This window comes from Actinocatenispora thailandica (assembly GCF_016865425.1).
In the GTDB taxonomy this organism is placed as follows: domain Bacteria; phylum Actinomycetota; class Actinomycetes; order Mycobacteriales; family Micromonosporaceae; genus Actinocatenispora; species Actinocatenispora thailandica.
Map to the genome: position 1 here is coordinate 6,386,030 of NZ_AP023355.1, position 24,515 is coordinate 6,410,544.

At 73.2% G+C, this 24,515-nt stretch carries 27 protein-coding genes, 1 tRNA gene and 1 pseudogene; 15 read left to right on the forward strand and 14 right to left on the reverse strand.

What is annotated here, in order from left to right; all coding sequences use genetic code 11:
• Window positions 1–4 precede the first annotated feature (4 nt).
• Window positions 5–1,087, forward strand: coding sequence for an aspartate-semialdehyde dehydrogenase (locus Athai_RS28580; RefSeq protein ID WP_203964352.1), 1,083 nt, complete (start codon window positions 5–7; stop codon window positions 1,085–1,087).
• Window positions 1,088–1,263: 176 nt separating this feature from the next.
• Here the strand turns inward: Athai_RS28580 and Athai_RS28585 are convergent, their stop codons facing one another.
• The 3 genes from Athai_RS28585 to Athai_RS28595 are packed head-to-tail and all read right to left on the reverse strand — an operon-like array spanning window position 1,264 to window position 3,573.
• Window positions 1,264–2,199, reverse strand: a complete 936-nt coding sequence (locus tag Athai_RS28585; RefSeq protein ID WP_203964353.1) for a hypothetical protein — start codon at window positions 2,197–2,199, stop codon at window positions 1,264–1,266.
• Complete coding sequence (locus Athai_RS28590; RefSeq protein ID WP_203964354.1) at window positions 2,199–3,005, reverse strand: TetR/AcrR family transcriptional regulator; 807 nt, start codon at window positions 3,003–3,005, stop codon at window positions 2,199–2,201. Before Athai_RS28590 ends, Athai_RS28585 begins: the two co-directional genes overlap by 1 nt.
• A gap of 49 nt (window positions 3,006–3,054) precedes the next feature.
• The gene (locus Athai_RS28595) at window positions 3,055–3,573 is read right to left on the reverse strand and encodes a DoxX family protein (protein ID WP_203964355.1); all 519 of its coding nucleotides are present in this window, start codon (window positions 3,571–3,573) and stop codon (window positions 3,055–3,057) included.
• 89 nt (window positions 3,574–3,662) lie between these two features.
• Here Athai_RS28595 and Athai_RS28600 point away from each other — a divergent pair, with 89 nt between their 5' ends.
• A complete protein-coding gene (locus Athai_RS28600) occupies window positions 3,663–4,193 on the forward strand; it encodes a TetR/AcrR family transcriptional regulator (protein ID WP_203964356.1) in 531 nt (176 codons plus the stop codon).
• Between the two features lie 67 nt (window positions 4,194–4,260).
• Complete coding sequence (locus Athai_RS28605) at window positions 4,261–4,914, forward strand: hypothetical protein (RefSeq protein ID WP_203964357.1); 654 nt, start codon at window positions 4,261–4,263, stop codon at window positions 4,912–4,914.
• Window positions 4,915–5,831: 917 nt separating this feature from the next.
• On the opposite strand, the gene Athai_RS28610 is transcribed toward Athai_RS28605, so the two are convergent.
• The gene (locus Athai_RS28610) at window positions 5,832–7,301 is read right to left on the reverse strand and encodes a diguanylate cyclase domain-containing protein (protein ID WP_239157228.1); all 1,470 of its coding nucleotides are present in this window, start codon (window positions 7,299–7,301) and stop codon (window positions 5,832–5,834) included.
• Window positions 7,302–7,537: 236 nt separating this feature from the next.
• Here Athai_RS28610 and Athai_RS28615 point away from each other — a divergent pair, with 236 nt between their 5' ends.
• Window positions 7,538–7,846 (forward strand): hypothetical protein, encoded by a 309-nt coding sequence (locus Athai_RS28615; protein ID WP_203964358.1) that lies wholly within the window; start codon window positions 7,538–7,540, stop codon window positions 7,844–7,846.
• Window positions 7,847–8,197: 351 nt separating this feature from the next.
• On the opposite strand, the gene Athai_RS28620 is transcribed toward Athai_RS28615, so the two are convergent.
• A complete protein-coding gene (locus Athai_RS28620) occupies window positions 8,198–8,368 on the reverse strand; it encodes a hypothetical protein (protein WP_203964359.1) in 171 nt (56 codons plus the stop codon).
• Between the two features lie 209 nt (window positions 8,369–8,577).
• Here Athai_RS28620 and Athai_RS28625 point away from each other — a divergent pair, with 209 nt between their 5' ends.
• Window positions 8,578–9,009 carry a GNAT family N-acetyltransferase gene (locus tag Athai_RS28625; protein WP_203964360.1) on the forward strand — a complete coding sequence of 144 codons (432 nt, stop codon included), beginning with the start codon at window positions 8,578–8,580 and terminating at the stop codon, window positions 9,007–9,009.
• A gap of 111 nt (window positions 9,010–9,120) precedes the next feature.
• On the opposite strand, the gene Athai_RS28630 is transcribed toward Athai_RS28625, so the two are convergent.
• A complete protein-coding gene (locus tag Athai_RS28630; protein WP_203964361.1) occupies window positions 9,121–9,876 on the reverse strand; it encodes an alpha/beta hydrolase in 756 nt (251 codons plus the stop codon).
• Window positions 9,877–9,976: 100 nt separating this feature from the next.
• On the opposite strand from Athai_RS28630, the gene Athai_RS28635 reads away from it, so the two are divergent.
• Both Athai_RS28635 and Athai_RS28640 read left to right on the forward strand, forming a co-directional pair.
• The gene (locus Athai_RS28635) at window positions 9,977–10,462 is read left to right on the forward strand and encodes a GNAT family N-acetyltransferase (protein ID WP_203964362.1); all 486 of its coding nucleotides are present in this window, start codon (window positions 9,977–9,979) and stop codon (window positions 10,460–10,462) included.
• Window positions 10,463–10,577: 115 nt separating this feature from the next.
• Window positions 10,578–11,147: an RAD23 family protein gene (locus Athai_RS28640; RefSeq protein ID WP_203964363.1), complete on the forward strand. Its 570-nt coding sequence runs from the start codon at window positions 10,578–10,580 to the stop codon at window positions 11,145–11,147.
• A gap of 25 nt (window positions 11,148–11,172) precedes the next feature.
• On the opposite strand, the gene Athai_RS28645 is transcribed toward Athai_RS28640, so the two are convergent.
• A complete protein-coding gene (locus Athai_RS28645) occupies window positions 11,173–12,282 on the reverse strand; it encodes a hypothetical protein (RefSeq protein WP_203964364.1) in 1,110 nt (369 codons plus the stop codon).
• A 203-nt stretch (window positions 12,283–12,485) separates the two neighbouring features.
• Between Athai_RS28645 and Athai_RS28650 the strand changes: the two genes are divergently transcribed.
• The 3 genes from Athai_RS28650 (at window position 12,486) to Athai_RS28660 (ending at window position 14,672) form a co-directional block, all read left to right on the forward strand.
• Window positions 12,486–12,656 carry a hypothetical protein gene (locus Athai_RS28650; RefSeq protein WP_203964365.1) on the forward strand — a complete coding sequence of 57 codons (171 nt, stop codon included), beginning with the start codon at window positions 12,486–12,488 and terminating at the stop codon, window positions 12,654–12,656.
• An 85-nt stretch (window positions 12,657–12,741) separates the two neighbouring features.
• On the forward strand, window positions 12,742–13,749 hold the full coding sequence (locus Athai_RS28655; protein ID WP_203964366.1) for a hypothetical protein: 1,008 nt from the start codon (window positions 12,742–12,744) through the stop codon (window positions 13,747–13,749).
• Window positions 13,750–13,832: 83 nt separating this feature from the next.
• A complete protein-coding gene (locus Athai_RS28660; RefSeq protein ID WP_203964367.1) occupies window positions 13,833–14,672 on the forward strand; it encodes a hypothetical protein in 840 nt (279 codons plus the stop codon).
• 291 nt (window positions 14,673–14,963) lie between these two features.
• On the opposite strand, the gene Athai_RS28665 is transcribed toward Athai_RS28660, so the two are convergent.
• Window positions 14,964–15,037, reverse strand: a tRNA-Pro gene (locus Athai_RS28665).
• A gap of 108 nt (window positions 15,038–15,145) precedes the next feature.
• The gene (locus Athai_RS34530; protein ID WP_338028189.1) at window positions 15,146–16,153 is read right to left on the reverse strand and encodes a metallophosphoesterase; all 1,008 of its coding nucleotides are present in this window, start codon (window positions 16,151–16,153) and stop codon (window positions 15,146–15,148) included.
• Between the two features lie 6 nt (window positions 16,154–16,159).
• Between Athai_RS34530 and Athai_RS34535 the strand changes: the two genes are divergently transcribed.
• Window positions 16,160–16,618 (forward strand): GatB/YqeY domain-containing protein, encoded by a 459-nt coding sequence (locus Athai_RS34535; protein WP_239157485.1) that lies wholly within the window; start codon window positions 16,160–16,162, stop codon window positions 16,616–16,618.
• 465 nt (window positions 16,619–17,083) lie between these two features.
• On the opposite strand, the pseudogene Athai_RS34540 reads toward Athai_RS34535, so the two are convergent.
• Window positions 17,084–19,069: pseudogene (locus Athai_RS34540) on the reverse strand (transglycosylase domain-containing protein); the annotation flags it as partial.
• Between the two features lie 456 nt (window positions 19,070–19,525).
• Between Athai_RS34540 and Athai_RS28675 the strand changes: the two are divergent.
• Complete coding sequence (locus Athai_RS28675; RefSeq protein WP_203964369.1) at window positions 19,526–19,828, forward strand: WhiB family transcriptional regulator; 303 nt, start codon at window positions 19,526–19,528, stop codon at window positions 19,826–19,828.
• A gap of 317 nt (window positions 19,829–20,145) precedes the next feature.
• Here Athai_RS28675 and bagB read toward each other — a convergent pair whose 3' ends face one another.
• The 4 genes from bagB to Athai_RS28695 are packed head-to-tail and all read right to left on the reverse strand — an operon-like array spanning window position 20,146 to window position 23,263.
• Window positions 20,146–21,315 (reverse strand): ArsA family ATPase, encoded by a 1,170-nt coding sequence (gene bagB / locus Athai_RS28680; RefSeq protein ID WP_203964370.1) that lies wholly within the window; start codon window positions 21,313–21,315, stop codon window positions 20,146–20,148.
• A complete protein-coding gene (gene bagA, locus Athai_RS28685) occupies window positions 21,312–22,319 on the reverse strand; it encodes an ATPase BagA (protein ID WP_239157229.1) in 1,008 nt (335 codons plus the stop codon). Before bagA ends, bagB begins: the two co-directional genes overlap by 4 nt.
• Window positions 22,320–22,347: 28 nt before the next feature.
• Entirely contained in the window at window positions 22,348–22,845 is a 498-nt protein-coding gene (locus Athai_RS28690; protein WP_203964371.1) for an Rv0361 family membrane protein, read from the reverse strand.
• 10 nt (window positions 22,846–22,855) lie between these two features.
• A complete protein-coding gene (locus tag Athai_RS28695; protein WP_203964372.1) occupies window positions 22,856–23,263 on the reverse strand; it encodes a MerR family transcriptional regulator in 408 nt (135 codons plus the stop codon).
• Between the two features lie 141 nt (window positions 23,264–23,404).
• Between Athai_RS28695 and Athai_RS28700 the strand changes: the two genes are divergently transcribed.
• The 3 genes from Athai_RS28700 to Athai_RS28710 are packed head-to-tail and all read left to right on the forward strand — an operon-like array spanning window position 23,405 to window position 24,514.
• Window positions 23,405–23,887, forward strand: a complete 483-nt coding sequence (locus Athai_RS28700) for a hypothetical protein (RefSeq protein WP_203964373.1) — start codon at window positions 23,405–23,407, stop codon at window positions 23,885–23,887.
• Between the two features lie 4 nt (window positions 23,888–23,891).
• On the forward strand, window positions 23,892–24,053 hold the full coding sequence (locus Athai_RS28705; protein ID WP_157035221.1) for a Sp36 family protein: 162 nt from the start codon (window positions 23,892–23,894) through the stop codon (window positions 24,051–24,053).
• Window positions 24,050–24,514 (forward strand): RidA family protein, encoded by a 465-nt coding sequence (locus Athai_RS28710; protein WP_203966394.1) that lies wholly within the window; start codon window positions 24,050–24,052, stop codon window positions 24,512–24,514. The genes Athai_RS28705 and Athai_RS28710 overlap by 4 nt, the downstream gene beginning before the upstream one ends.
• Window position 24,515 lies beyond the last annotated feature (1 nt).

A 24,515-nucleotide genomic window follows, 5' to 3' on the forward strand; every position in this document is an offset into this window, starting at 1 on the left:
CGCGGTGGCCCCGAACGAGCCGGCCAGAGCCGCCGCGCCGGCGCCGTGCCTGGCCGTCGTCGGCGCCACCGGTGCGGTGGGCCGGGTGGTGTGCGAGCTGCTGTCGTCCCGCAGGGACGTCTGGGGTGAGATCCGGCTGATCGCCTCCGCGCGCTCGGCCGGCCGCACCCTGCCGGTCCGCGGCGAGCAGCTGACGGTACGAGAGCTCGCCCCGGCGGCGTTCGACGGCGTCGACGTCGCGCTGTTCGACGTCCCGGACGAGGTGGCCGCCGAGTGGGTGCCGGTCGCCGTCGAGCGCGGCGCGACCGTGGTGGACAACTCCGCCGCGTTCCGGCTGGATCCGGACGTGCCGCTGGTCGTGCCGGAGGTCAACCCGGAGCGGATCCGGGCCCGCGGCAAGGGCGTCGTCGCGAACCCGAACTGCACCACGCTGGCGATGATCGTGGCGATCGGTGCCCTGCACCGGGAGTACGGGCTGCGCGAGCTGATCATCTCCAGCTACCAGGCCGCGTCCGGGGCCGGCCAGTCCGGCATCGACACGCTGCACGACCAGGTGACGAAGGTGTCCGGGGACCGCACCGTCGGGACCCGGGCCGGCGACGTGCGGCGCACCGTCGGCGACGAGCTCGGCCCGTTCCCGGCGCCGCTGGCACTCAACGTGGTGCCGTGGGCCGGTTCGCTGCGCGACCACGGCTGGTCGTCGGAGGAGCTCAAGCTGCGCAACGAGTCCCGCAAGATCCTCGGCCTGCCCGACCTGAAGGTGTCCGCCACCTGCGTCCGGGTGCCGGTGGTGACCGGGCACTCGGTGTCCGTGCACGCCGTGTTCGGCGCCGAGGTGACCGCCGAGGACGCGCAGGAGATCATCAAGCAGGCGCCCGGGGTGGTGCTGGTCGACGACCCCGGCGAGGGAGAGTTTCCGACCCCGGCCGACGCCGTCGGTACCGACCCGACCTGGGCCGGCCGGGTCCGCCGGGCGCTGGACGACCCGCGCGCGCTGGACCTGTTCCTGGTCGGCGACAACCTGCGCAAGGGCGCCGCGCTCAACACCGTGCAGATCGCCGAACTGATCGCCGCCGAACCCCACTGACGCAGGTTCCGGGTCGACGCTGGTTCGGTACTGGCGGGGCCAGCTCGGCGCCGGTTCGCGGCGCCGGTTCGCGGCGCCGGTTCGCGGCGCCGGTTCGCGGCGCCGGTTCGCGGCGCCGGTTCGCCGGGCAGTCGGCCCGGTTGCCGGGCCGATCCGGCGCCGGTTCGCGGCGCTGGTCAGCGCTGGTAGCGGGCGGCCATCGCGGTGAACACCGCCCGCCGGGTCCGCGCCCCGTCGGCGCCGACGCCGACCACGCCGTACGAGCCGAGGTCGGCGTCGCCGGTGCGCAGGAAGTCGGCGAAGGTGAACCAGAGCGCGGTGTGCACGCCCACCGCCTCGAACACGTCGAGCAGTTCGGTCAGGTACCGCACCTGCTCCTGCTCGTCGCGCACCGCACCGTCGGGCGGTTGCCAGGCGTTGCCGCCACGGTCGGCGGCTCCCCGGTACGGGCAGGTGCCGAACTCGGTGACCGCCACCGGCTTGCCATACCCGAACTGCTCCAGCAGCAGCTCGCGGTAGCTCGCGGCGTTGTGCGCGGTGCGGTAGGCGTCGACTCCGACGAGGTCGTACGGCGTCCAGTCGACCGTCTCCCACGCGCCGGACGCGTAGCTGACCGCGCCGCCGAAGACGGCCCGGACCCGGGCGACGGTCGCCGCGAGGAACTCGTTCACCCGTTCCGCGACCGGGCCCAGCGACAGCCACCAGTCCAGGTCCGCGGTGGCGATCGCGGCCAGCCGGTCCCGGTAGGTGTCGCCGGGCAGGAACCCGGCGCCGAACAGGCTCAGCTCGCAGCCGGTGAGGTAGACCACGTCGGCGCCGCGCCGGCGCAGCCGCTCGGCCCGGACCGCACCGTTGACGAACAGCTCGGTCATCCCGGCCGGCGGCAGGTCGACCGGGAACGGGCAGTACCAGATTCGCAGGCCGCGCTTCGCCGCCGCCCCGGCCGCGACGTCGAGCCGATCCAGGTCGCCGCCGGAGATGCGTACCGTGTCGCAGTGCAGGTCGGCGGCGATCGTGCCCATGTCGCGCCGCACCGTGTCGGGGTCGAACCCGGGCCGGCTGGCCAAACCGGGCAGGAACCCGGTGTCGTAGTTGATCCCGCGACCGTGCATCACTCGTCTCTGCTGGGATCGTCGGACGTCGCGGTGTCGGTCCCGCCAGCGGGCACCGACCCCCGGGCGACACCGGGTGACGCGGCCCCGGCACCGGTCTCGCCGAGCGCGTCGGGCGGTGTGGTCTCGGCGTGCGTCTCGCCGAGCGCGTCGGGCGAAGTGGTCCCGGCAGCGGTCCCGCTGGCGGTGGACCCGGCGCCGGTCTCGTCGAGCCCCTGGATGCCGCGGGCCAGCAGGTCGAAGGCGAGCTCGACGTCGGCGGCGAGGGCGCGGGCCGCGTCGACCGGCGGAACGCTCCCGGCCAGGCGCCGGAAGTACGCCTGCTGGATCGTCAGCGCGGTCGCGGCGAGCTGGGCGGCGACCAGCTCGGCGACGCGTTGCCCGTACGCCGGGGCCAGCGCGGCGGCGAGCGCCGCCTGTTGCCGGTGCCGCCGGGCGTGTGCCGCGGCGCCGAGCGTCGGGTTGTCGACGATCACCCGGATGCGGGTGAGCAGGTCGGCGATCTCGGGGCCGGTGGGCGTCTCGGCCGCGAGCGCACGGTAGTGGCCGCGGAGCGCGGTGACGGGGTCCTCGTCGGGGCGCCGGGCATCGACGACGCCGGCCAGGTCCTCGTCGCCGACGTCCTGCACGACCAGCGACTCCTTGGTCGGGAAGTAGCCGAACAGGCTGGCGCGGGAGACGTCGGCGGCGCTGGCGATCTCGGTCATCGTGACGGCGTCGAAGCCGCGCTCGGCGAACAGCCGGAGCGCGACCTCGGTGATGCGGTGGCGAGTCTGCGCCTTCTTGCGTTCCCGGAGCCCGGTCATGCCGGGAGCTTAAATCAGACTCGATGCAAAAACAAACTGAGTCCAGAGTTCAGTGCGTGGCCACCACGGTGGCGCAGCAGGCCAGGTAGAGCAGCTGTTCGAGGGTTCGGGGCAGCAGCGCGGTGTGCAGCCCGACGCGGTGCCGGGCGGCGTACACGTTGGCCGGGAACACCGCGAGCAGCAGCAGGCCGAGGCAGGCGGCGGCGAGCCGGTCGGTCACCGGTACCAGCAGGCCGACCGCGCCGAGCGCCTCCAGCGCGCCGGTGAGCCCGACCAGCAGGGCGGGCCGGGGCAGCCGCGGCGGCACCATCGCCGCCAGCTGGGCCTTCGGCGGGCCGAGCCGACCGGACGCGGCGACGAGGAACAGCAACGCGAGCCCCACCCGTACCGGGGTGCGCCAGCCGTCGAGTGCCGGCACGGCCAGGCCGATCGCGGCGGTACCGAGCGCACCGACCAGCAGCGCGGTCAGCGTGATGTTCCCGAGCACCAGCCGGAGCAGCCGCGGCGGCGCTTTCCGTGCGGCGGTACCGGACGCGCGGGACGGGGGTCGTTCGGTGGTGGCGGTCATCGGGCCCTCCCTGGGGAATCTTGGCATTGCCTAGATTGCCTCGGCGACCGAATCTTGTCAATGGCTAGATCACGGGTAGAGTGGGCGGCATGGCGTACCACCACGGGCAGTTGCGGGAGGCGATCCTCGCCGCGGCCGTCGAGACGATCGAGGCCGGCGGCCTCGCCACCCTGAGCCTTCGCGACCTGGCCCGGCGGGCCGGCGTCTCGCACGCCGCACCGGCGCACCACTTCGGCGACCGGGCCGGCCTGCTCACCGCGCTCGCCGCGGACGGCTTCCGGCTGCTGTCCGATGCGCTGACCGAGGCCGGCGAGGACTTCCTGGAGCGCGGCGTCGCCTACGTGCGGTTCGGCACCCGGCACCGCGCCCACTTCCAGGTGATGTTCCGCCCCGACCTGCACCGGCCGGACGACCCCGATCTCGTCGCGGCCCAGCAGCGAGCCTCCGACCTGCTCTACTCCGGTGCGGCGACCGTCGACGCGGACGCCAGCACCACGGGACTCGCGGGATGGTCGCTCGTGCACGGGTTCACCTCGCTGTACAACGCGGGCGCACTGCCCGACCAGCCCGACGACGCGGAGGCGCTGGCCCGCCGGGTGGCCGCCCGCCTGATCCACTGACCGGTACTTGCATTCCTAGGCTAATGCTATTAGCTTTACAGCTATCAAAGCTAGCTAAGGAGTGCTCATGACCAGCCCCGCCCTCCCCGCGACCCGCACCTGGTACCGCACCCTCGGCACCGCACCCGCCCTCGCCGGTATCGGCTTCGCGCTCTCCTGGGTGATCGGGCTGTCCGTGTCGTCCGTCTCCACCAGCCCGCACGCCACCGGCGCCGAGGTCATCGCCGACCTCGCCGGCCACACCGCCGCGCAGACCACCCAGTACCTGCTGACCGAGGGGCTGCCCGCCATCGGGATCGCGATCGTCGCGGTCGCCGTCGCCCGCCGCGCCCGGTCCACCGCCGGCCGCGCCCTCGCCGGTACCGGCCTGGTCGCCGCGCTGCTCTCCCTCGTCATGTGCGCGCTCGGCCTGCACCTCACCCTCTGGGACGCCCCGCACGGCGACGCCGCCACCGCCGGCACCCTGTTCGACACCATCAGCCGGGTGGACGGCGTGAAAATGGCCCTGCTCGGCGCGATGGCCGCGATCGGGATCGCGCTCGCCGGACGCGGCCTGCCCCGGTGGGTCGCCTGGCTCGGCGCGGCCGTCGCCGGATCGATGGCGATCTGCGCCGTGGGCTACGTCTTCCTGCTGCCGCTCCCCGCGCAGGCCGCGATCGTCGCGCTGCCGTTGCTCATCGTCTGGATCACCGCCGCCGGCATCAGCTCCGGCCGCCGCTGACCCCACATCCGGGGCGGCGCCGCTTCGGGGTTTGCGGTGTGCAGGCCACCTCTGCTCGCCGCTGTACTCGACATCCGCGGGCGGCGCCGCTTCGGGGTTGCGGCATGAAGGCCACCTCTGTTCGCCGCTGTACCCCACATCCGGGGCGGCGCCGCTTCGGGGTTGCGGCATGAAGGCCACCTCTGTTCGCCGCTGGACCCCGCGTGGGGGGATGCGAGGAGAGGGCTTCGCCCCCTCCTCGCGCTCCTTCCCCGCCAAGGGGGAAAAGCCCCCTTGGCGATCCCCCACCCAGCCCCCGGTGATGCTGCTCCTCGACGCCGGGCAACCGTCGAACAAGAGGCGGGTCTCGGCCCGGCCTTCCCACCACGACACCGCCCGCCACGCCAACCGCCCGCGGCGCCCAGGCCGCGCAGACCGACCACCAGCACCACACGAGCTTCCGACACGAGCCAGGCGGCGCCCGGCCCCGGGCACCGGCGCCCTGGCCTTCCGAAGCGAGCCAGGCGGCGTCCGGACCCGGGCACCGGGCCCCGACCTTCCGAAGCGAGCCAGGCGGGGTCCGGACCCGGGCACCGGGCCCCGACCTTCCGACGCGGGTCAGGCGGGGTCCGGACCCGGGCACCGGGCCCCGACCTTCCGACGCGGGTCAGGCGGGGTCCGGCCACGGGCACCGGGCCCCGAGGTTCCGAGGCGGGTCAGGCGGGGTCCGGATCTCGTCTCTGTTTGTCCGGCCGGGGGATCGCTAAGGGGCGAAGGCCCCCTTAGCGGGGGAGGGGTGTGGGGAGGGGGCGAAGTCCCCCTCCCCACGCTCCCCCACGCGGGGTCAAAGCGCACACAGAGGTGGCGTTCACCCCCGCACCCCGAACCCCGGCCCACGGAAGGAAGGCGCACCCCCGTACCGGCACGACGACCGGACGTCAGGGCTCGGTAACCGTCGGCGGAAGGACCATCAGCGGCCGAGACACCGCCCCGGGCTCGGCCAGCTTCGCCCCGTCCCGCCCGCTGCGCTTGACGGCATAGAGCGCGTCGTCGGCCCGGCGCAGGGTGTTCTCGGCGGTCTCGCCGGGTTCCCGCAACGCCACCCCGACGCTGATCGTCCGGCCGACCCGGCGCGCCGCGGAGACGAGCCGCTCGGCGACGGCCTGCGCCTCGGTCTCGTGGCCGACCTCGACGACGGCGGCGAACTCGTCGCCGCCGATCCGGTACAGGTCGTCCTCGGCGCGGAGGGTGGCCTGCAACGCGCGGACGAGTTCGACCAGCAGCCGGTCGCCTTCCTGGTGGCCGTAGGTGTCGTTGACCGCCTTGAACTGGTCGACGTCGACCGCGAGCACGGCGGTACGGGCGGGTTGGGCGCGGGCCAGCCGCTCGGTGAAGCGGCCGTGGTGCCCCAGCCCGGTGAGCGGATCGGAACTGGCCCGCAGCCGCAGCTGGCCGACCAGCCGGACCCGTTCCAGGCAGACGAGGGTCTGCGCGGCGAGCAGTTCGAGCAGGCTCACGGTGCCGGTCTCGGGCACGTCGACCCGGTGGTCGACCGCGATCAGGACGCCGCCGTCGTCGTGCCGGCCGCCGATCGGTACCGCGATCATGGTCCGGATGCCGGCCTCGGTGAGCGATTCGAAGCCGCGTGCGTCCAGGCTTTCCGGATCACCGAGGCTGTAGGTGGACCCGTGCCGGCGGGTGCGGGCGGCGAGCAGCGCGAGCGCCGGCCGGTCGGCCACGACCAGCAGCCCGGCGAGCGGTCCGCGGGCGGCCTGTACCCGGGTGTCGCTGCCGACGCCGACCGCGATGGCCGCCGAGGACAGCCCGGCGATGTCCTGCGCGGCGGCGAGGCAGCGTTGCAGCACGGCGGGTTCGTCGGCGGCGGCGGACAGTTCGACGGCGTGCCGCAGCAGTCGCTGGCCGGCGCTCTCCGCCGGCAGCCCGCCGAGCCCGGCGATGCGCTCGCCGAGCACCTGCGCGGTCCGGTCCAGCGCGGCGCGTACCTGATCGAGCGGCGGGCCGTCGACCGATTCGATGTTGACGACGCCGAAGGCGGGGCCGTGCGGGCCGACGATCGGCGTGCACACCTCGGTACGGACGTCCGGGTCGAGGGGGATGTAGTCGGGGTCGGCGCGCACGTCGCAGACCTCGGCGGCCTTGCCGGTGCGGAAGACCCGGCCGATCACGCCGGCGTCGGACGGTACCCCGTCGAAGACCTGCCAGGCGCCGGCGGCGCCGAAGCAGCGCAGCCGGCCGCGCAGGTCGAGCAGCACGGCGATGGTGCCGGGCAGTTGGTCGGACAGTGCCCGCACCGCCGCCTGGCAGGCGTCCGGTACCGACGGCGCGATGGTCACCGTGGTCGCCAGCGCGTCGACGAGCCGTCCCTGGTCGATGCCGTCGATGCTCACGTGCCGGGGCCGAGCCTTCCTGTCGAGCCGCAACGCCGGGCACGTCGTTGACCGGCGTGATGATCTCTCTCCGTCGCTTTAAAGTGTACGTTGAGTAGCCGTCACGATGGCCGGGCGCGCTCGTTGCGTCGGTTGCGGACCCGATGTCCGCTTGCCCGGCGCCAGTGAAACCGGACACACCCGTTCGGGGGGTGGCCGGCTCCCGCTCGCACATCCCGGGCGGCAAGATGACGGAGGTGACCAATGCCGCGCACACTCTGCTATCGCAGTCACTTCCCCGTTACGAGGCACTTCCGACCGGTCAGGTTCCGACCGCTGGCGAGGTCGTTCACCTGACCGGACGCGCGTCACCGCAGTTCGCGCGCGAGTCGATCCTGTTGCAGGTCGTCAAGGTCGAACCGTCCAGTGTGGACGCCAGCCGGGGCCGGTCGCCGGCCCGCGCCGGCTGGCTCTACCTGACCGGCTGGGAACTCGATCACAACCGGCGACACCGCGCCGAGCGCACGGTGTTGGTGAACGCGGCGGGCCTGCTGGTCCGGCGCTGACGCCACGGCTCGGTGCGGCTGCGCCGGCACAGCCGGGCAGTCGCACGCCGAGCCGTGAGCCGCGGGTACGGCGCGGCCCCGCGGAGCACGCGCAGACATGCCGTGACACCGGTCGGTGTCACGGCATGTCTGCGCTTTCGTTCCCCTCGACGCCGCGCGCCGGGCAGCGTCCCCGGCGCAGCGGTACGACCGTCCTGATGGGACTATCCAACCTGGACGTACGAGTCCGAACACGAGTAACGGCCGGCATCGATGCCGGCCGTCCTCGAACACCGTCGGCGACCCCACCGTCGCCGACGGCCTGCTCACCCGCTGCGAAGTCCGACGCCCCCGGCGGCCCCGCAGCACCGATCAGCGCTGACCTGGCACCCGCTCCGCGCGGATCTCGGCCAGCGTGCGGCGAATCGCTTGGTGTCGCTGGGCCAACCGCTGGGCGCCCTCGTAGGGGTCGGCGACCGACGCCACGGCGCTCCCGCCACGGTGCGGCCAGGACAGCAGCCGGCGCCGGATCCGGTCCAACATCGTTCCTCCCTGCTCGGTCAGGCGGGCAGAAAACCGGCAACGCACAACGGTTTTCCCTCGCTGCAACTTGCTTGGAGTTCTGCGGAGTTCAACGCCGGATCGATCCTCGGGTCACGGACGGAACATTCATGATCACTCAAAGGGTGTAACCGGGTCGTTGCCGCCCGGCGACCGTGAGTCCGGACCGCGCTGCCTCTACAGTGCCGGGCATGGGCGTCGAGATCGAGGTGGTCGGTACCGTCTCCGGTGAGGTCACCGAGGCGTTCCGCCGGCTGCTACCGCAACTGTCCAGGTCGGCCGCCCCGCCGGACGCCGCCGCGCTGCAGGCGCTCGCCGACCATCCGGCGAACCAGCTGCTCGTCGCGCGCGTCGACGGCCGGATCCTCGGCACCCTGACGCTCGTCACGTTCCCGATCCCGACCGGGATACGGGCCTGGATCGAGGACGTGGTGGTGGACGGCGCCGCCCGCGGGCACGGTGTCGGCGCGGCGCTGGTCACCGAGGCGGTGGCGCTGGCCCGCGCCGCCGGCGCCCGTACCGTCGACCTGACCTCACGACCGTCCCGGGAGGCCGCGAACCGGCTCTACCGCCGGCTCGGGTTCACCGAACGCGCCACCAACAACTACCGCATCACCACCTGACCCGCGGATCCCGGCGCCCGTGCCGACCCAGCCGGGCCGGCCGGCGATCAGGCCAGCTGGGCCGACGATGAGGCCGGGCCGGGTGGGCCGACGGTGGGGCTGGGCCGCCGGTCAGGCCGGCTCGCGCAGGTGCCGAACCAGGAACTCGCACCAGGCGGCGATCGCCGCCTCGCTGGCCGTCGCGTGCCCGCCCGGGAACGCGATCAGCTGCTTGTCCGGCGATCCCAACCGATCGAACAGCTCGAACTGCCCGGCGCGATCGAACAGCTCGTCGTCCCACTGCACGTGGTACAGCACCGGTACCCGCAGCCGGGCCGCATCCGCGGCGAGCCGCGGACCGGCGGCCAACCCGGCCGGCAGCTGATCCGGGTGGCGCAGCCCGAACTTGCCGAGTACCGCGCACCGCACCAGCTCACCGGCGGCGGCCACGAACGGCAGTCCGAACCGGGTCCCCATCGACAGCCCCAGGTAACCGACCCGGTCCGCATCGACCGCGGCCAGCGCCGTCACCGCCTCCCGGGCCGCCTGCCAGTCGGCGACCATGCCGCCGACGACGCGCTCCATCCCGGCCGCCACCATCCGCGCCTGGTACCGCGCCACGTCGAACCGCCCGCCGGCCCGGTCCCCGTGATACGGGCCGTCGATCGCGGCCGCCGCGACTCCCGCGGTACCGGCGAACCAGCGGCCGAGCCGGACCTGCCGCGGCGCCCGCTTGTGCCCGCTGCCGCCGTGCCCGAGCAGTACCAACGGAACCGGCGCCACCGCCCGTTCCGGCAGCCACACCACCCCGGGCACCCCCGCCACCTCGAACCCGCGCTCCAGCACCCCGTCCGCGACCGCATCCGCCGCCCACCGCACCGCCGTCACAGCATCAACCTCCGAACCCGCCACCACCGACCGTCCGCCGACCATTCTGTTCGCAGATAAATCGGCCGCGGCGACGGAGCAGGTTCGATACCTTCGCGAGATGCCCACGCTGGAACTGCTCCGTGCCGACCACGCAGCGGCCCTGCTCCTGTTCGAACGCCAGAACCGGGCGTACTTCGCCGCGTCGATCCCGGACCGCGGCGACGCCTTCTTCACCGACTTCGACGCCCTGCTCGCCGAACGGCTTGCCGAACAGGACGCCGGTACCTGCCGTTTCCATCTGCTCGTCGACGACGACGGCTCGGTGCTCGGCCGGTTCAACCTGGTCGACATCGCCGACGGCGAGGCCGAACTGGGGTACCGGATGGCCGAGCACGCCACCGGCCGCGGCCTCGCCACCGCCGCGGTGGCCGACGTGTGCGTCCGCGCGGCCACCGAGTACGGCCTGTCCGGGCTGCGCGCCCGCGCCACCGTGGCCAACGCCGCGTCCCGCGTCGTCCTCACCCGCAACGCGTTCACTCCGACCGGCGAGACCGAGCTGAACGGCAAGCCGGCCCTGACGTACGCCCGCCGCCTGGCCGCCTGACCGGGTGCCGCCGCGCGGGCAGAACTCGACGGGCGGTACGCGATAGGGTGATCGTCCCTGGCGGGATCGCCCGCCCGGCAAGCCGGGAGGCGTGACGGTGCGGCGAAATGCGTTGGTGGGTCTGCTGGTCGTGCCACTGCTGACCATGACGGCCTGCGGCCCCGGCACCGCGAGCGCGCACCACGCGGGCACGCCGAGCGGCGCCCCGCCTGCGAGCACCTCCAGCGGCCCGTCGCACGCACCGAGCGCATCGTCGCAGGCCACGCTGCCGGCGGGGCTGGTGCTCGGGCCGACCGGGCTGGGGCCGCTGCACTTCGGGATGACCACCCGGCAGGCCACCGCCACCGGCATGCTGGCCACCCCGGCCACCCGCGCGCCGGAAGCCGACCGGTGCACCGAGTACCCGCTGACCGGTGGCACCGTGCAGGACGCGTTCGCGATGGTCTCGCCGGACCGCGGGGTGGTGGTGATCGCGGCGCCGCGCGCGGTGCGTACCCCGCAGCACATCGGCGCCGGGTCGACCCTGGCGCAGGTGCAGGCCGCGTACCCGAAGCTGGCCCCCTCCCACAACGGCACCAAGGTCGCACCGGTGCCCGGGAACCCGGCCGCGCAGTACCGGTTCGCGTTCGACGGCGGCACGGTCCTCGCCATCTCCATGATGGACAACCAGGACTGCGCCAGCTGACGTCCCCGGCCCGGCCGTCGCGGCGCTACGACCCCGCGGCGGCGTTCGCCGTCGGGTAGGCGGACGGGTACGAGCTGGGATAGCCGGAACACCACGGGCAGCTCGGCGACCACTGGTACCCGGACTCCCACGGGAACGGCGAGGCGGACGCCTGCCGCGTCGCGGTCGGCCGGCGCGTCGGTGAGGCGGTCTCCCGGCCAGTGCCGGACGGCGACGGCGGTCTCCCGACCCCCCGGTTCGGCACCGCGCCGGTCGGATGCCGGGACGACGGCGTCGCGGCAGAACGCGACACCGGTGGCTTCGCCGCAGGTGGCGGAGCCGGCGCACCGCGCTCCGGTGCCGACAACATCGGCAGCGCGACGGCGACGCCGGCCGCGACCACCGCGGCGGCGATTCCGACGACCGCGAGCCGGCGGACCCGCGACCGCTCCTGCCGCGGCAGCCGTTCGGTCGGCCGTACCGGCCGGAGCCGTCCGGACCCCACCACGCCGCCCGAGCCGCCGCCCTCCACTCCCCCCGCAGCGCCCGAACCCGGGCCACCCGCGCGCACCACGCCGCCCGAGCCGCCGCCCTCCACTTCCCCCGCAGCGCCCGAACCCGGGCTGCTCTCTCCCACTGCGCCGCCTTGCCCCACCGCGTACGATCCCGCCTCCGTCGGCCGGTCGTCCGGCGTTTCCTCGGGCGCCGGGCCGGCGAGGTCGGACCGGTCCGTACTCGTGGCGCTCGACGTGGCGGGCTCGGCGGCCAGGTCGGATCCGGCCGCCGCGGTGGGCACCGCGGGCGCGGCGATCCGCGCCGCGAGGGCGCGGCGGGCGGCGCACCACTCCTCCACCGCCGCCGCGGTCGCCGCGTCGTCGGCGCCGGACGCCCGCAGGCAGGCCCGCACGTACGCCTCGACGAACGACTCGCGGGACAGGTTCGGCAACCGCTTCCCGGCGAGGTTGTCCGACAACGTACTCACCGGCAGCACGTCGTTCGGCGGCCGGTTGGGCACCTCGACGACGCCGGCCAGTGCGGTCATCGCCCGCAGCGACGGCTGCCCGGCCCAGGCCCGGAGCCCGCGGAGCGCGGCCAGGAACTCGGCGGCCGTGGTGGCCGCGGACGGGTCGGGACGACGCTCGGGGGTGACGTCCATCGCGCGACTCTCCTTACCGATGTGGATTGCCCAGGAGTATCCCATCAAGTCCAGAACGGGCAAGATCATCCGTCCGGAGGCGTTCGGCGCTGGCCGGATCGCGTCCGGACAGGGCCCCGGCGGGGTCCGGATCGCCGTCCGGATCACGTCCGGACGGCGCGAACCGTTGCCGGACACCATGCCGGACGGCTGTGGTGGGTGCCATGCAGATCCCCGTTGGCCGGCTCCTGCGCGCTGCTGGCGTGCTCCCCGCCGGCCTCGTTCCGGGCGCCGACGGCCCGCCCCGCGCCCCCGGTGGTACCCGCGCGGCGCCGGAGGAGACGCACCAGACGGCCGAGGACCGCAGCGGCCAGGTCACCGAGCAGGACACGTGACCCGGCGGGTCACCGGCCGCCCGCACCCCGCCGGTCGGCCCGGCCGGCGGTGCCAGGACACAGACCGAGAGCTGAAGGTGTCGACGTGACGCAGCCCCCCGACCATCCGTACCGCGACGGTGCCGCCGGCGCCGGACCCGACCGGACCCAGCCGCCGGACGGCGCCGACCGGACTCAGCCGCCGGACGGCGCCGATCGGACCCACGCAGCGTGCCGCGCAGACCGGCCCCACGCAGCGTGCCGCGCAGACCGGCCCGAGCCGCCGGACGACTCCGCCGGTCGCCCCCGCCCGCCGTACGAGCCCGCCGGCGCACCGGGCGCCGACCTCCCGGCCGAACCGGCCAGGGTCGGCAGCGGCGACCGATCCACCCGGCGCCGCCGGGTCGGGGTGCTCGGCGGCGGGGCGCTGCTGCTGGTGGCGATCGTCGCGGTCACCGCGGTCGTGCTGACCCGGCCGGACCGGAGCGAGGGTGCCCGGCAGGTCGCGAGCCGCAGCGTGGCGACCACGTCACCGGCCCCGACCCGTACCGCGGATGCCCGGAGCGGCCCGCCCTCCGCCTCACCGCGGGCCAGCCACCGCGGCACGCACCGGAGCGAGCCGCCCGCGCACCGGCCGCCGGCCGAGATCCGCGACAAGGTCGACTGGTCGCCGTTCGAGCACGCGTACGGCAGCGCCACCGAACCCGCGGCCGGCAGCACGTCGGCCCACGGCGGCGTCACCCAGGTACGGGCGAGCCGGTCGTTCGGCGCCTACGACCGGGCCGGGCTGGCAGCGGTCACCGCGGACGCCCGGTACTTCGGCAGCGCGAGCCAGGCGCGCAGCCGGTACGACGCCCTCTGCGGCGGCGGTGGCGGGAAGAAGAGCGGGCCGACGAGGAGCGCGACCGTCGGCGACCGGGCCTGCTCGTACCGCAGTGACGTGAGCGACGGCTCGTCCGGCACCGTGATCCTCTACGTCCAGGTGCTCCGCGGCAACGTGCTGCTGCAGGTCACGCCGATGGCCTTCCACGACGGCAGCTGGTCCTCCACCGACCTGGCGACGCTGCGATCCGCCAGCGTGCGCTGCGCCAGCGCCACCGTCACCCGCCTCTGAGGACGACAAGGCTCACCTGCGGTTCGCAGGTGTGGGTACGGCTCCCCGTCCGGGAGCCGTCGGACAGAAGGAGAGAGGCACGAATGAAGGGTGCAACGAGGATCGTGGCCGGCGTGGTCGCCGCGAGCCTGGGCGCTATCGCCCTGGTCGGTACGCCCGCCGCCGCCCATCCGGGCACGGCACGCACGGCTGACGCCCGCGCCGCCGTGATGCGCTGGGAAGCGGCGAACCTGCACGGCACCGGAACCTCCGTACGCGTGCAGCAGGTCGGCAACTCCCGCAGCGACGCGACGCAGCTCGAAGCGGAGACCGACAAGCTCAACCAGGTGCTCCGCGAGCTGATCGCGAACACCGGCTTCGGGACCGGCAGCAGCAACATCCCGAAGGCGAAGCTCACCACCCTGCTGGTCAACATGATCACCAAGAACGATCCGTCGATCGCGCCCGACGTGGCGCGCAAGGCGGCTGCGGCGTTGGGCGACCTGGTGGACGTCGCCATGGCCCTGGACACCAAGGAAATCGCGACGCTGGTCGAGCAGAGCGGACCGCTGTCCGAGGCGGTCACCGAGATCGCGGGCGAGGTCTCCACCGGCCAGGGCCCGTCACCCGACGCCATCGCGAAGCTGCTCACCAGCGGCGGAGCCGCCGGCACCGCAGTACTCGCCCTGCTGATCACCGGGCTGACCGTCTACCAGGCCAGCGCGAACCTGCCGCAGTTCAACGATCTTCTCGACGTCATCGACCCGCTCAGCAGCGACGGCGCCAAGGTCTTCCACACCCTGCCCAGCCAGCTGCGCGCCCCCGAGGCCGAGGCCGCCCTGCACGTACTGGCCGAGTTCGGCCGGACGCTCGCCTCGATCGACATCGTCAAGATCCTCAAGGTGGCGCAGCACTTCACCGCCCTGCTCCCGCAGCAGAGCTGACGCGGGCAGCACCGGACGCCCCGGCCCCCGTACGGGCCGGGGCGTTTCCGCCGTTCGACCGGGCGGCAGGGGTACCTCGCCCCTCGCTCGGAACGGATACCGGAACCCACCCCCGCACGGCATCACGGGCTCGTTGGCATGATCGTCCTCGACCCGCCCGGTGTCACGCAGTAGGAGGCCACTTCGCCGTCGACCCCCCTGCTGCCGGAGTCGTGGTGACCGGGCGCTCGGACACACAGAGCGGGCCTGACGGATGATCCGTCAGGCCCGCTGAACTGCCTCAACCATGCGTCGGGGTGGCGGGATTTGAACCCACGGCCTCTTCGTCCCGAACGAAGCGCGCTGCCAAGCTGCGCCACACCCCGGTGGTGCGGGGCAATACTAGCCGACCGCCGTGGCCCGGCGCGAACGCGGGGGTCCCATGAACGGACGGGCCTCGGCGGAACCCGCTCCGCGCCGCGGACCGAGGGCGGTCAGGACCGGGGTACCAGGGTGAGCAGTGTCGCTTCCGGCGGGCAGGCGAACCGCACCGGGGCGTACGGGCTGGTGCCCAGGCCGGCGGACACGTGCAGCCAGGAGGCGCCGTACCGGTGCAGGCCACGGGCGCGCCGGCGGTCCAGGCCGCAGTTGGTGACGAGGGCGCCGACGCCGGGCATCCGGACCTGGCCGCCGTGGGTGTGGCCGGCGACGATGAGTTCGAAGCCGTCGTCGGACATCGGGTCGAGCACCCGCGGCTCCGGCGAGTGGGTCAGCCCGATATGTACGTCGGCGACCCGGTCGGCGTCGCCGGCGACCGCGGCGTAGTCGTCACGTTCGATGTGCGGGTCGTCGACGCCGACGAGCTGGACGGTGCGGCCACCGGCCTTGAGTACGCTGCGGGCGTTGTTCAGGTCGACCCAGCCGTGCGCGGCGAGCACGTCGCGCAGGTCCTCGACGGGCAGGTGCACACCCTGCCGGTACACCCGATTCGGGTTGAAATAGGTGAACGGGTTCTTCAGGATCGGCCCCTGGTAGTCGTTGGAGCCGAAGACGAACGCGCCCGGTGCGGTGGTCAGCAGCGGCTGCAGCGCCCGCAGCACGCCGGGCAGCGAGCCCGGGTGGGCCATGTTGTCGCCGGTGAGCAGGACCAGGTCGGGGTCGAGCGCGGCGAGGCCGGCGGTCCAGTCCTGCTTGCGCCGCTGGTCCGGCATCATGTGCAGGTCGGAGATCTGCAGTACCCGCAGCGGCTCGGCGTCCGGCGCGAGCACCGGCACGTCGTAGCGGCGCAGCGTGAAACGGTTGCGCTCGATCAGGCTGGCGTACGCGAGGGTGGCCGCGCCCGCGGTGAGCACACCGGCGGCGAGCAGCTTGGTCCGGGTCCGCATGTCGCAACTGTAGAGGTCTGGGCAGGGAGAACCGTTGGCGCCCGGCGACAGCTCCGAGGTCGGCGCGGCGGGCCCCTCCGATGCGGCACCGGCCCGTACCGGGGGCGGGAGGATCATGGACCGATGAGTTCTCTGAACGAACGGTTGCGCGCGGACATGACCGCGGCGATGAAGGCCAAGGACGGGCTGACCCGGGACACGCTGCGGATGGCGCTGACCGCGGTACGCACCGCCGAGACGTCCGGGACGACGGCGACCGAGCTGTCCGACGACGAGGTGCTGGCGGTGCTGACCAAGGAGGCGAAGAAGCGCCGGGAGGCGGCGGAGGCGTTCGACGGTGCCGGCCGGACCGAGTCGGCGCAGCGGGAGCGGGACGAGGCGAAGGTGCTGGCCCGCTACCTGCCGGCGGAGCTGTCCGACGCCGACCTGACCGAGCTGGTCGCCGCCGAGCTCGCCGCGGGAGGCTTCACCGAGCCGCGCCAGATGGGGCAGGCGATGAAGCAGATCCAGCCGAAGGTCGCCGGCCGGGCCGACGGGAAGCGGGTGGCCGCCGAGGTGAAACGGCAGCTCGCCGCCGGCTGATCGGAGGCACCGCCGCGGTCCCCGGTCGGCTGATCGGAGGCACCGCGGTCCCCGGGCCCCGGCCGGCTGGCCGGGGCCCGGGGACCAGCCGTCAGTTGCGGCGGCCGGTGGAGGTGGTGGTGCTCTGCGGGGTCTCGCCGAACGGCCAGGCGCCCCGCCGGTGCCACCGGTACCGCCGCGGCCGTGCCCGGTGCCGCCACCGGGGTTGGCGCCGCCGCCAGGGTGCTTGGGGTCGTCCTTCTTCTTTTTCTTCTCCGGCGGCGGCTGGCGCAGGTAGCCCTTGTCGCCGTAGGCGATCTTCTTCGACTCCTTCTTGAAGTCGATCGGCTTCTTGCCCTTCAGCGCCGTCTGCATGACCTTCGTCACCGCCTCGTCGACCGAGTTGGAGACGCCGCCGCCGACGTAGTTGTGCGGGTTCGCGGGGTCGACCGCCGTTCCGGCCGCGGCCACTTGGGTGGTGATCCCGGCGAACGTCTCGGTGGCGTTGTTCTCCGAGCTACCGGTCTTGCCGCCGAACTGGTGGTCGCCGAGCCAGCCGGCCACCGCGTTCGCCGTACCGTTGCTGCCGCCGGGTCCGTTGCAGCTGCCGTAGTAGGGCGTGTTGTTGACGGTGCACCGGGTCGCGTCGGTGGCGGCCCGCGCCACGTCCTTGTCGATCGCCTGGTGGCAGTTCGGCTTGCCGGCCGAGACTTCCTTGCCCTCGTTGTTGATGATCTTCATGACCGGCAGCGGGGCGCAGTACTTGCCGTCCGCGGCGACCGTCGCGTACGCGTTCGCCAGCTCCAGCGGGTAGGTGCTGGCGACGCCGAGGGTGAACGCACCCCACTGGTCGGCGTGGTTGGCCAGGTAGGCGTCGGTCGCCGAGTGGTTCTGGGTGTACCCCTGGTTCGGGTCACCCTTGAACTTGATCCCGAGCTTCTTCGCCATGTCGACCGCCTTCTGCGGCCCGACCTGCTCCTCCAGCCAGACGAAGTACGTGTTGACCGAGTGCGCGAACCCGGTCCACATGTTGCGGTAGCCGGCGAAGTAGTTGTTGTCGCTGTCGTTCTTGACGCAGTAGTCGTAGCCGCCGTTGCCGTTCGGGCAGCCGGCTGGCCCCTGGCCCACCGGGTAGTGCGTCTTGTACTGGATCGGCGCGTCGAAGCCGGTGTCCAGCGGCTTGCCGTCGGCCAACGCCGCGAGCATGGTGAACATCTTGTACGTCGAGCCGGTCTGGTAGCCGCCGTCGTGCACCGCGTCACCGGTGCCGGTGATCAGCGGGTTCACCGTGTTCGGGTAGCCGTTCTGGCCGTGCGGGTTCTTCGCGTAGCTGTAGTTGCGGTTCACCGCGAGGGCGAGCACCCGCCCGGTCCCGGGCTGGACCGCGGCGATCGGCAGGGCCAGCGGGTTGTCCTTGGAGTACACGCTGGTGGACTGCTCCATCGCGGTCTGCTGCACCTTCGGGTCCAGCGACGTGATGATCTTGTAGCCGCCCTGCTTGAGGTTCTTCACCCGCTCGGCCGGGGTGGCGCCGAACGCCTTCTGGTGCGACCACCAGTTCTGCAGGTAGTCGCAGAAGAAGCCCCAGTCGTTGTGGTTGTCCGGGACACTGCTGCAGCCGTTCTCCTCCTGGCTGACGTGCAGCTTGATGTGCTCCTTCTTGTCCTTGCGGGCGGTGTCGGTGCTGATGTAGTGCATCTTGGCCATCGCGCCGAGCACGTAGTCGCGCCGCGCGGTGGCGTCCTTCATGTCCTTGGTCGGGTCGTACTGGTCGGGCGACTGGACCAGACCGGCGATCATGGCCGCCTCGGGCACCGTCAGCTCGCTCGGCGGCTTGGAGAAGTAGGTCTTGCTGGCCGCGTAGATCCCGTAGGCGCCGTGCCCGAAGTAGGAGATGTTGAGGTAGCGCTCCAGGATCTGCTGCTTGGTCAGCTTCTTCTCCAGCGCCACCGCGTACCGCATCTCCTTGAGCTTGCGGGCCGGGGTGTCGGCGAGCGCCTCCTTCTGCTCCTCCGGCGTCAGGTTCGGGTCGCTCTTGAGCACGTTCCGCACGTACTGCATGGTCAGCGTGGACGAACCCTGCTGGACCTGGCCGCTCTGCCCGTTCGCGACCAGGGCGCGCATCACGCCCTTCAGGTCGACGCCGTGGTGGTGGTAGAAGCGGGTGTCCTCGGCCGCGACGATGGCCCGCTGCATGTTCTTGGAGACCTGGCTGAGCGGCACGTCCTTGCGGTTCTCGTCGTACATCTGCGCGATGAGCGTCTTGCCGTCCTTCGCGTACAGGTACGAGATCTGCTGGGACGGGGCGATCTTGAGATCGCTCGGCAGGTTCTCGAACGAGTCGGAGCCGGCCTTGGCGGTGAGTCCGCCGAAGGCGACCGCCGGAAACGCCGCGGCGGCCACCACAACGCCCGCAAGCAGACCACAGATCAGCAATGACGCGGCGTTGGACAGCAGGGAGTGTTCGCGCATCCGGATCACCGTCCCAGGGTACGTGACGTCTACTGGCCCAACCGCGGTCGGTTGAGCGCCCAGGAGGGCCGAACCCGGCCGTTCGCCGGTCGATCGACCCAGCGGGCGCGGCCGCTGCGATGTCGGGCATCGCGGCACGCACCCCCGTAACACCAGACGGCGTGCGGCGTTGGACGGTTGCGTGCCGGCCCGAGAGCGTAGCGAAGGTCACCATCGCGGGCGAGCCGAGATTCGCGAAGAAAAATCCTCCGACGACGTTGCGTAACCGAGCGACTACAGAGGATCATGACGGGGCGACGGGTTGGCCGATCTCTCACGCTTGAGAGCGACGAAGCCCGTACAGGCTGTTGTGGTTGGGGCGATCAGTATCTAGTCTGCGCACGGGGGCAGCTCCAACCCACACCAGCGGGCCACGACGGTGGCTCGGCAGGGGGACCAAGAGGGGGGTCTTGGGTTATGGGGCTGAACGCCGAATGGGCAACAAGTGCCGCGTGCCGGGATGGGGACCCGGACGCACTGTTCGTACAGGGAGCGGAACAGAACATCGCCAAGCGAGTTTGTCGGTCGTGCCCGGTCCGGTTCGAGTGTCTCGCAGACGCGCTCGACAACCGTATCGAGTTCGGCGTGTGGGGCGGCATGACGGAACGGGAACGCCGGGCGCTACTGCGTCGGCACCCGCAGATCCGAAGCTGGCGGGCAGTCTTCGAGACGGCGTTGAAGAACCAGCGGACGCCGGTCACCGCGGCATTGGCCGGCTGACACGACCGCTCCGCATCGACGTACCGGGTGGGGGACCCGGACGTGGATCGGATCGGTGGGGGAACAACCGGAGGTCGTTCCGGACGCGAACATGATCGGCCCGTACGGGGGGAAACGAACGGGCCACGGAGCTGTCACCCGGCATCCGACACGACCAACAGGAGGCGCCCGGCCACACCGGCCGGGCGCTTTCCGGTGTCCCGGGCAGCCGCGGCCGGGCGTTTCCGGTGTCCCGGGCAGCCGCGGCCGGGCGCCTTCCGGTGCCCAGGGCAGCGGGCCCCGGTGCCCAGGGCAGGCGGGGCCGGCGCGGCGATGGGTCAGTGCGCGTCGCCGAGGGCGGCGCCGACCGCGCGCAGCCCGTCCAGGTCGTGCACGTCCGCCGGTTGTGCCGGCACCGCCGACAGCGGTACCTGCGGATGCGCCAGCGCGAAGCGTTCGGCGACGGACCGCTCCCGGGCCACCCGGCGGCGCAGCCCGGCATGGATCCGCAGCGCGGCCGCGGTCTGCGGCGACTCGGCGGCGGCGGTCAGCGACTCGGCGGCGCCGAGGCTGCGGTCGGTGGACAGCTGCGCCGCCGCCACCTGGTGCACTCGGTTCAGCACCAGGCCGGACAGCGGCATCCGGTCGGCGGACAACCGCTCCGCGAAGTACGTCGCCTCCCGGATCGCGTCCGGCTCCGGCGCGGCGACCAGCAGGAACGCCGTCTCACGGTGCTGCAGCACCCGGTAGGTGCGCTCGGCGCGCTGGCGGAACCCGCCGAACGTCGAGTCGAGCGAGGACACGAACGTCGACACGTCCGAGATCAGCTCGGTGCCGAGCACCTTCATGAACGCCCGGCCGACCAGCGAGAACGAGGCGGTCATCAGCCGCAGCACGGAGCGGCCACCGTTTCGGGCCGGGACCAGCAGCATCCGCAGCATCCGGCCGTCCAGGAACTTGGCCAGGTGCTGCGGCGCGTCCAGGAAGTCCAGCGCGGACCGGGACGGCGGGGTGTCCACCACGATCAGGTCCCACTCGTCGGTGGCCCGCAGCTGCCCCAGCTTCTCCATCGCCATGTACTCCTGGGTGCCGGCGAAGGTCGACGACATGGCCTGGTAGAAGGGGTTCGCGAAGATCTCCTGCGCCTTCGCCGGGTCGGTGTGCGCGAGCACCACCTCGTCGAAGGTGCGCTTCATGTCCAGCATCATCGCGAACAGCGCACCGCCGTTGCCGGTGTCGACCCCGGCCACCTCGCGCGGGGTGTTGGACAGCTCGGTCAGCCCCATCGACTGCGCCAGCCGGCGGGCCGGGTCGATCGTCAACACGACCGTCCGGCGGCCCTGCTCGGCGGCGCGCAGCCCGAGCGCCGCGGCGGTGGTCGTCTTGCCCACCCCGCCGGAACCGCAGCACACCACGATCCGAACCGACGGGTCGCCGATGATCGCGTCCACGTCGAGGGTGGGCGAGGCGGCCGGCCGGCCGGACAGCACGTCGTCGACCGCGGTCATGCCGCCACCACCCCCTGCTTGGTCAGCGTTTCGGCCAGCGAGTACAGCGCGGAGACGTCGATACCGTCGGGCAGCAGCGGCAGCTCCAGCATCAGCCGGTCGAGCCTCGCCAGCTCGTCGCGCAGCCGGCGCTCCAGATCGAGCCGCGACCGGTACTCGGCGACCTCGGCGGCCAGGCCGGCCACCGTGGCCCGGTCCGCCGGCAGCCCCGCGGTGGTCAACCCGCGGCGCAGCTCCGCCTGGGTCACCTTGGCGCCGTCGAGCAGCGCCGGGCGGGTCTCGTTCACGATGACCGAGCCGACCGACATGCCCAGCTCGGCGAGCTCGGCGGTGGCGTCCGCGGTCTCCTGGACCGGCATCTCCTCCAGCAGGGTGACCACGTGCACCGCGGTCAGCGGGGACCGCAGGATCGCCGCGACGCCCTCGCTCTGCGTCTTGATCGGGCCGACCTTGGCGAGCTTCGCCGTCTCCGCCGTGACGTTGAGGAACCGGGCGATCCGGCCGGTGGGCGGGGCGTCCAGCACCACCGCGTCGTACGTCCGGCCGCGCGCCCGGCGGCCCTGCTCGGTGCGGGTGACCGCCTCCTTCACCTTGCCGGTGAGCAGCACGTCACGCAGGCCCGGCGCGATGGTGGTGGCGAAGTCGATGGCGCCGAGCCGCTTCAGCGCCCGGCCGGCGGTGCCCAGCCGGTAGAACATGTCGAGGTAGTCGAGCAGCGCCTCCTCGGCGTCCACCGCGAGCGCGCGCACCTCGCCACCGCCCGGCGCGACCGCGACGCGGCGCTCCGCGTAGGGCAGCGGGGGTGTGTCGAACAGCTGGGCGAGGCCCTGGCGCCCCTCGACCTCGACGATCAGGGTGCGGCGGCCGTCGGCGGCGAGCGCCAGCGCGAGGGCCCCGGCGACCGTGGTCTTGCCCGTCCCGCCCTTGCCGGTGACGACGTGCAGTCGGGCACGGGGCCAGGCCGACGGATCGGCCGGCCCGGCGTTGTCGGCTGGTCGCGGCACGCTCCCGAGCGTACCCGGGAGCGGCAGGTCATCGACCGGTGCGGATGTCGCAGACCCGCCAGCCGCGCTCGTCGGTCACCGCGAACCGCCACTTCTGCTGGTCGGTGCGGTCCTGACCGCCGACGTTCCGGCGCAGGTGCAGGACGGCCGTCACGGTCGCCTGGTCGCCGTGCCGCGCGGTCTGGGTCAGGTCGCTCCAGGTCACCTTGCTGCCGGCCTGCTGGTACTGGGCCGCCTGGTCGAGCAGCTGCTGCACCGACTTGGCGTCCCGCTGCTTGGCGCACACGTACCGCTCGGCGGCCTTCTCGTCCTGCTGCACGAAGATCGCGTCGAGCAGCCCGGACGCCGCCCCGGTGGGCTGCTTGGCCCCCGGATCCACCTTCACGACCAGCAGGTACCCCGTGGTACCCAGGCCCAGGCAGATCAGCACGACACCGATCAGGACGAACACCGTCACCGTGCCGGCCCTGGTGCGGGTCGGTCCGGGCGGCGCCGGCGGTGTCGGGGCAGGGTACGGCGCGGTCATGCCCGTCACCCTAAGCCGTCGGGCAAGCCGGTCCACCCGACCGTGCCGAGCCGCCCGGTGGTCGAGGTATCGGCCGCATCGGGCAGTCGGTACCGACCCGGCCGGCGAGTTCGGCCCGCAGCGCGGCCAGCTCCGCGATCCGCGCGTCGATCAGCCGGAGCTTCGCCGCGACCAGCTCCGACACCGCCGGTGCGTCCGAAGGCGCCGGGCTCAGCGTGTCCGCGTGCCGCGAAATCTCGGCCAGGGTGAACCCCAGCGCCTGCGCGGTGCGTACGTAACCGAGCCAGGTCACCGCCTCGGCCGGGAAGTCCCGGTACCCGTTGGGTAGCCGGCTGCCGCGCACCAGCCCGAGCCGCTCGTAGAGCCGGACGGTGTCCTTGCTGACCCCGACCCGCCGGGCCACCTCACCGATCAGCACGCCGCTCCCCTGCCGCCGGACTTGACCTTGGACCGTACTCCGCCCCCTACGGTCCGCCTGCGGCCGCCGGATGCGCCCGCACCGGCGCATCCGGCCAACTGGCCCGGCGCGCCGGGCATCACCACTGGTTGGAGGTACCCCATGCCCGCTGTCACCGGACCGGCCGAACGCAGGTACCTGCGCGTGGTGCGCGCGAGTGCCGGCTACGACCTGGTCGTCACCGCCGGTTTCTGCACGCCGTGGAGCTATCCGCTGGTGCACGCCGCGCTGTCCGGGCTGGGTGACCGGCTCGGGCTCGGTACGCTGCCCGCGCTCGAACCGGCCCAGGTGCTGTACGCGAACCTGCTGGGGTCGATCGTCGTGGTCTGGGCGGTGCTGCGGCTGCGCCGGCCGAGCCACCGGTACGGCGGGTACGACGGGGCGGCGCGGGCGCTGTTCGCGCTGTGGCAGGCGACGGCGCTGGCGCACGGGTTCGCGCCGGTGCTGTGGCCGTTCCTGGCGATGGAGGTCGCGTTCGGGGTGGCCGAGCTGGCGCCGCTGGCCTGGTCGCGGCTGCGCCGGGATGCGGTGCCGGCCGATTCGGTGGAGCCGGCCGGGGCCTCCGACCAGGGCGTCCTAAGCTGACCGCATGCAGAAGTGGGAATACCAGACGGTGCCGCTGTTGGTGCACGCCACCAAGCAGATCCTGGACAACTGGGGCTCCGACGGCTGGGAGCTCGTCGCGGTGATTCCGGGACCGAACCCGGAGAGCCTCGTCGCCTACCTCAAGCGGCCCGTGGAGCAGTCCTGATGGGCACGGTCGCGGACCGGCTGGCCGAGCTGGGCCTCACCGTGCCGGAGGTCGCCGCGCCGGTGGCGGCGTACGTACCGGCGCTGGTCGACGGCGACCTGGTGTACGTGTCGGGTCAGCTGCCGGTGGTCGCCGGCGAGCTGGCCGGCACCGGCAAGGTCGGCGCCGAGGTGTCCACCGACGCGGCCGCCGCGCTGGCCCGGACCTGCGCGGTGAACTGCGTCGCGGCGCTGGCGTCGGTGGTCGACCTGGAACGGGTCCGGCAGATCGTCAAGGTGACCGGGTACGTCGCCTCGGCGCCGGGCTTCACCGACCAGCCGCTGGTCGTGAACGGGGCGAGTGAACTGTTCGGCGCGGTGTTCGGGCCGGCCGGGCAGCACGCCCGCGCCGCGGTCGGGGTGGCCGAGCTGCCGAAGGGTGCCCCGGTCGAGATCGACGTGATCGCCCGAATCGCGCCCTGAC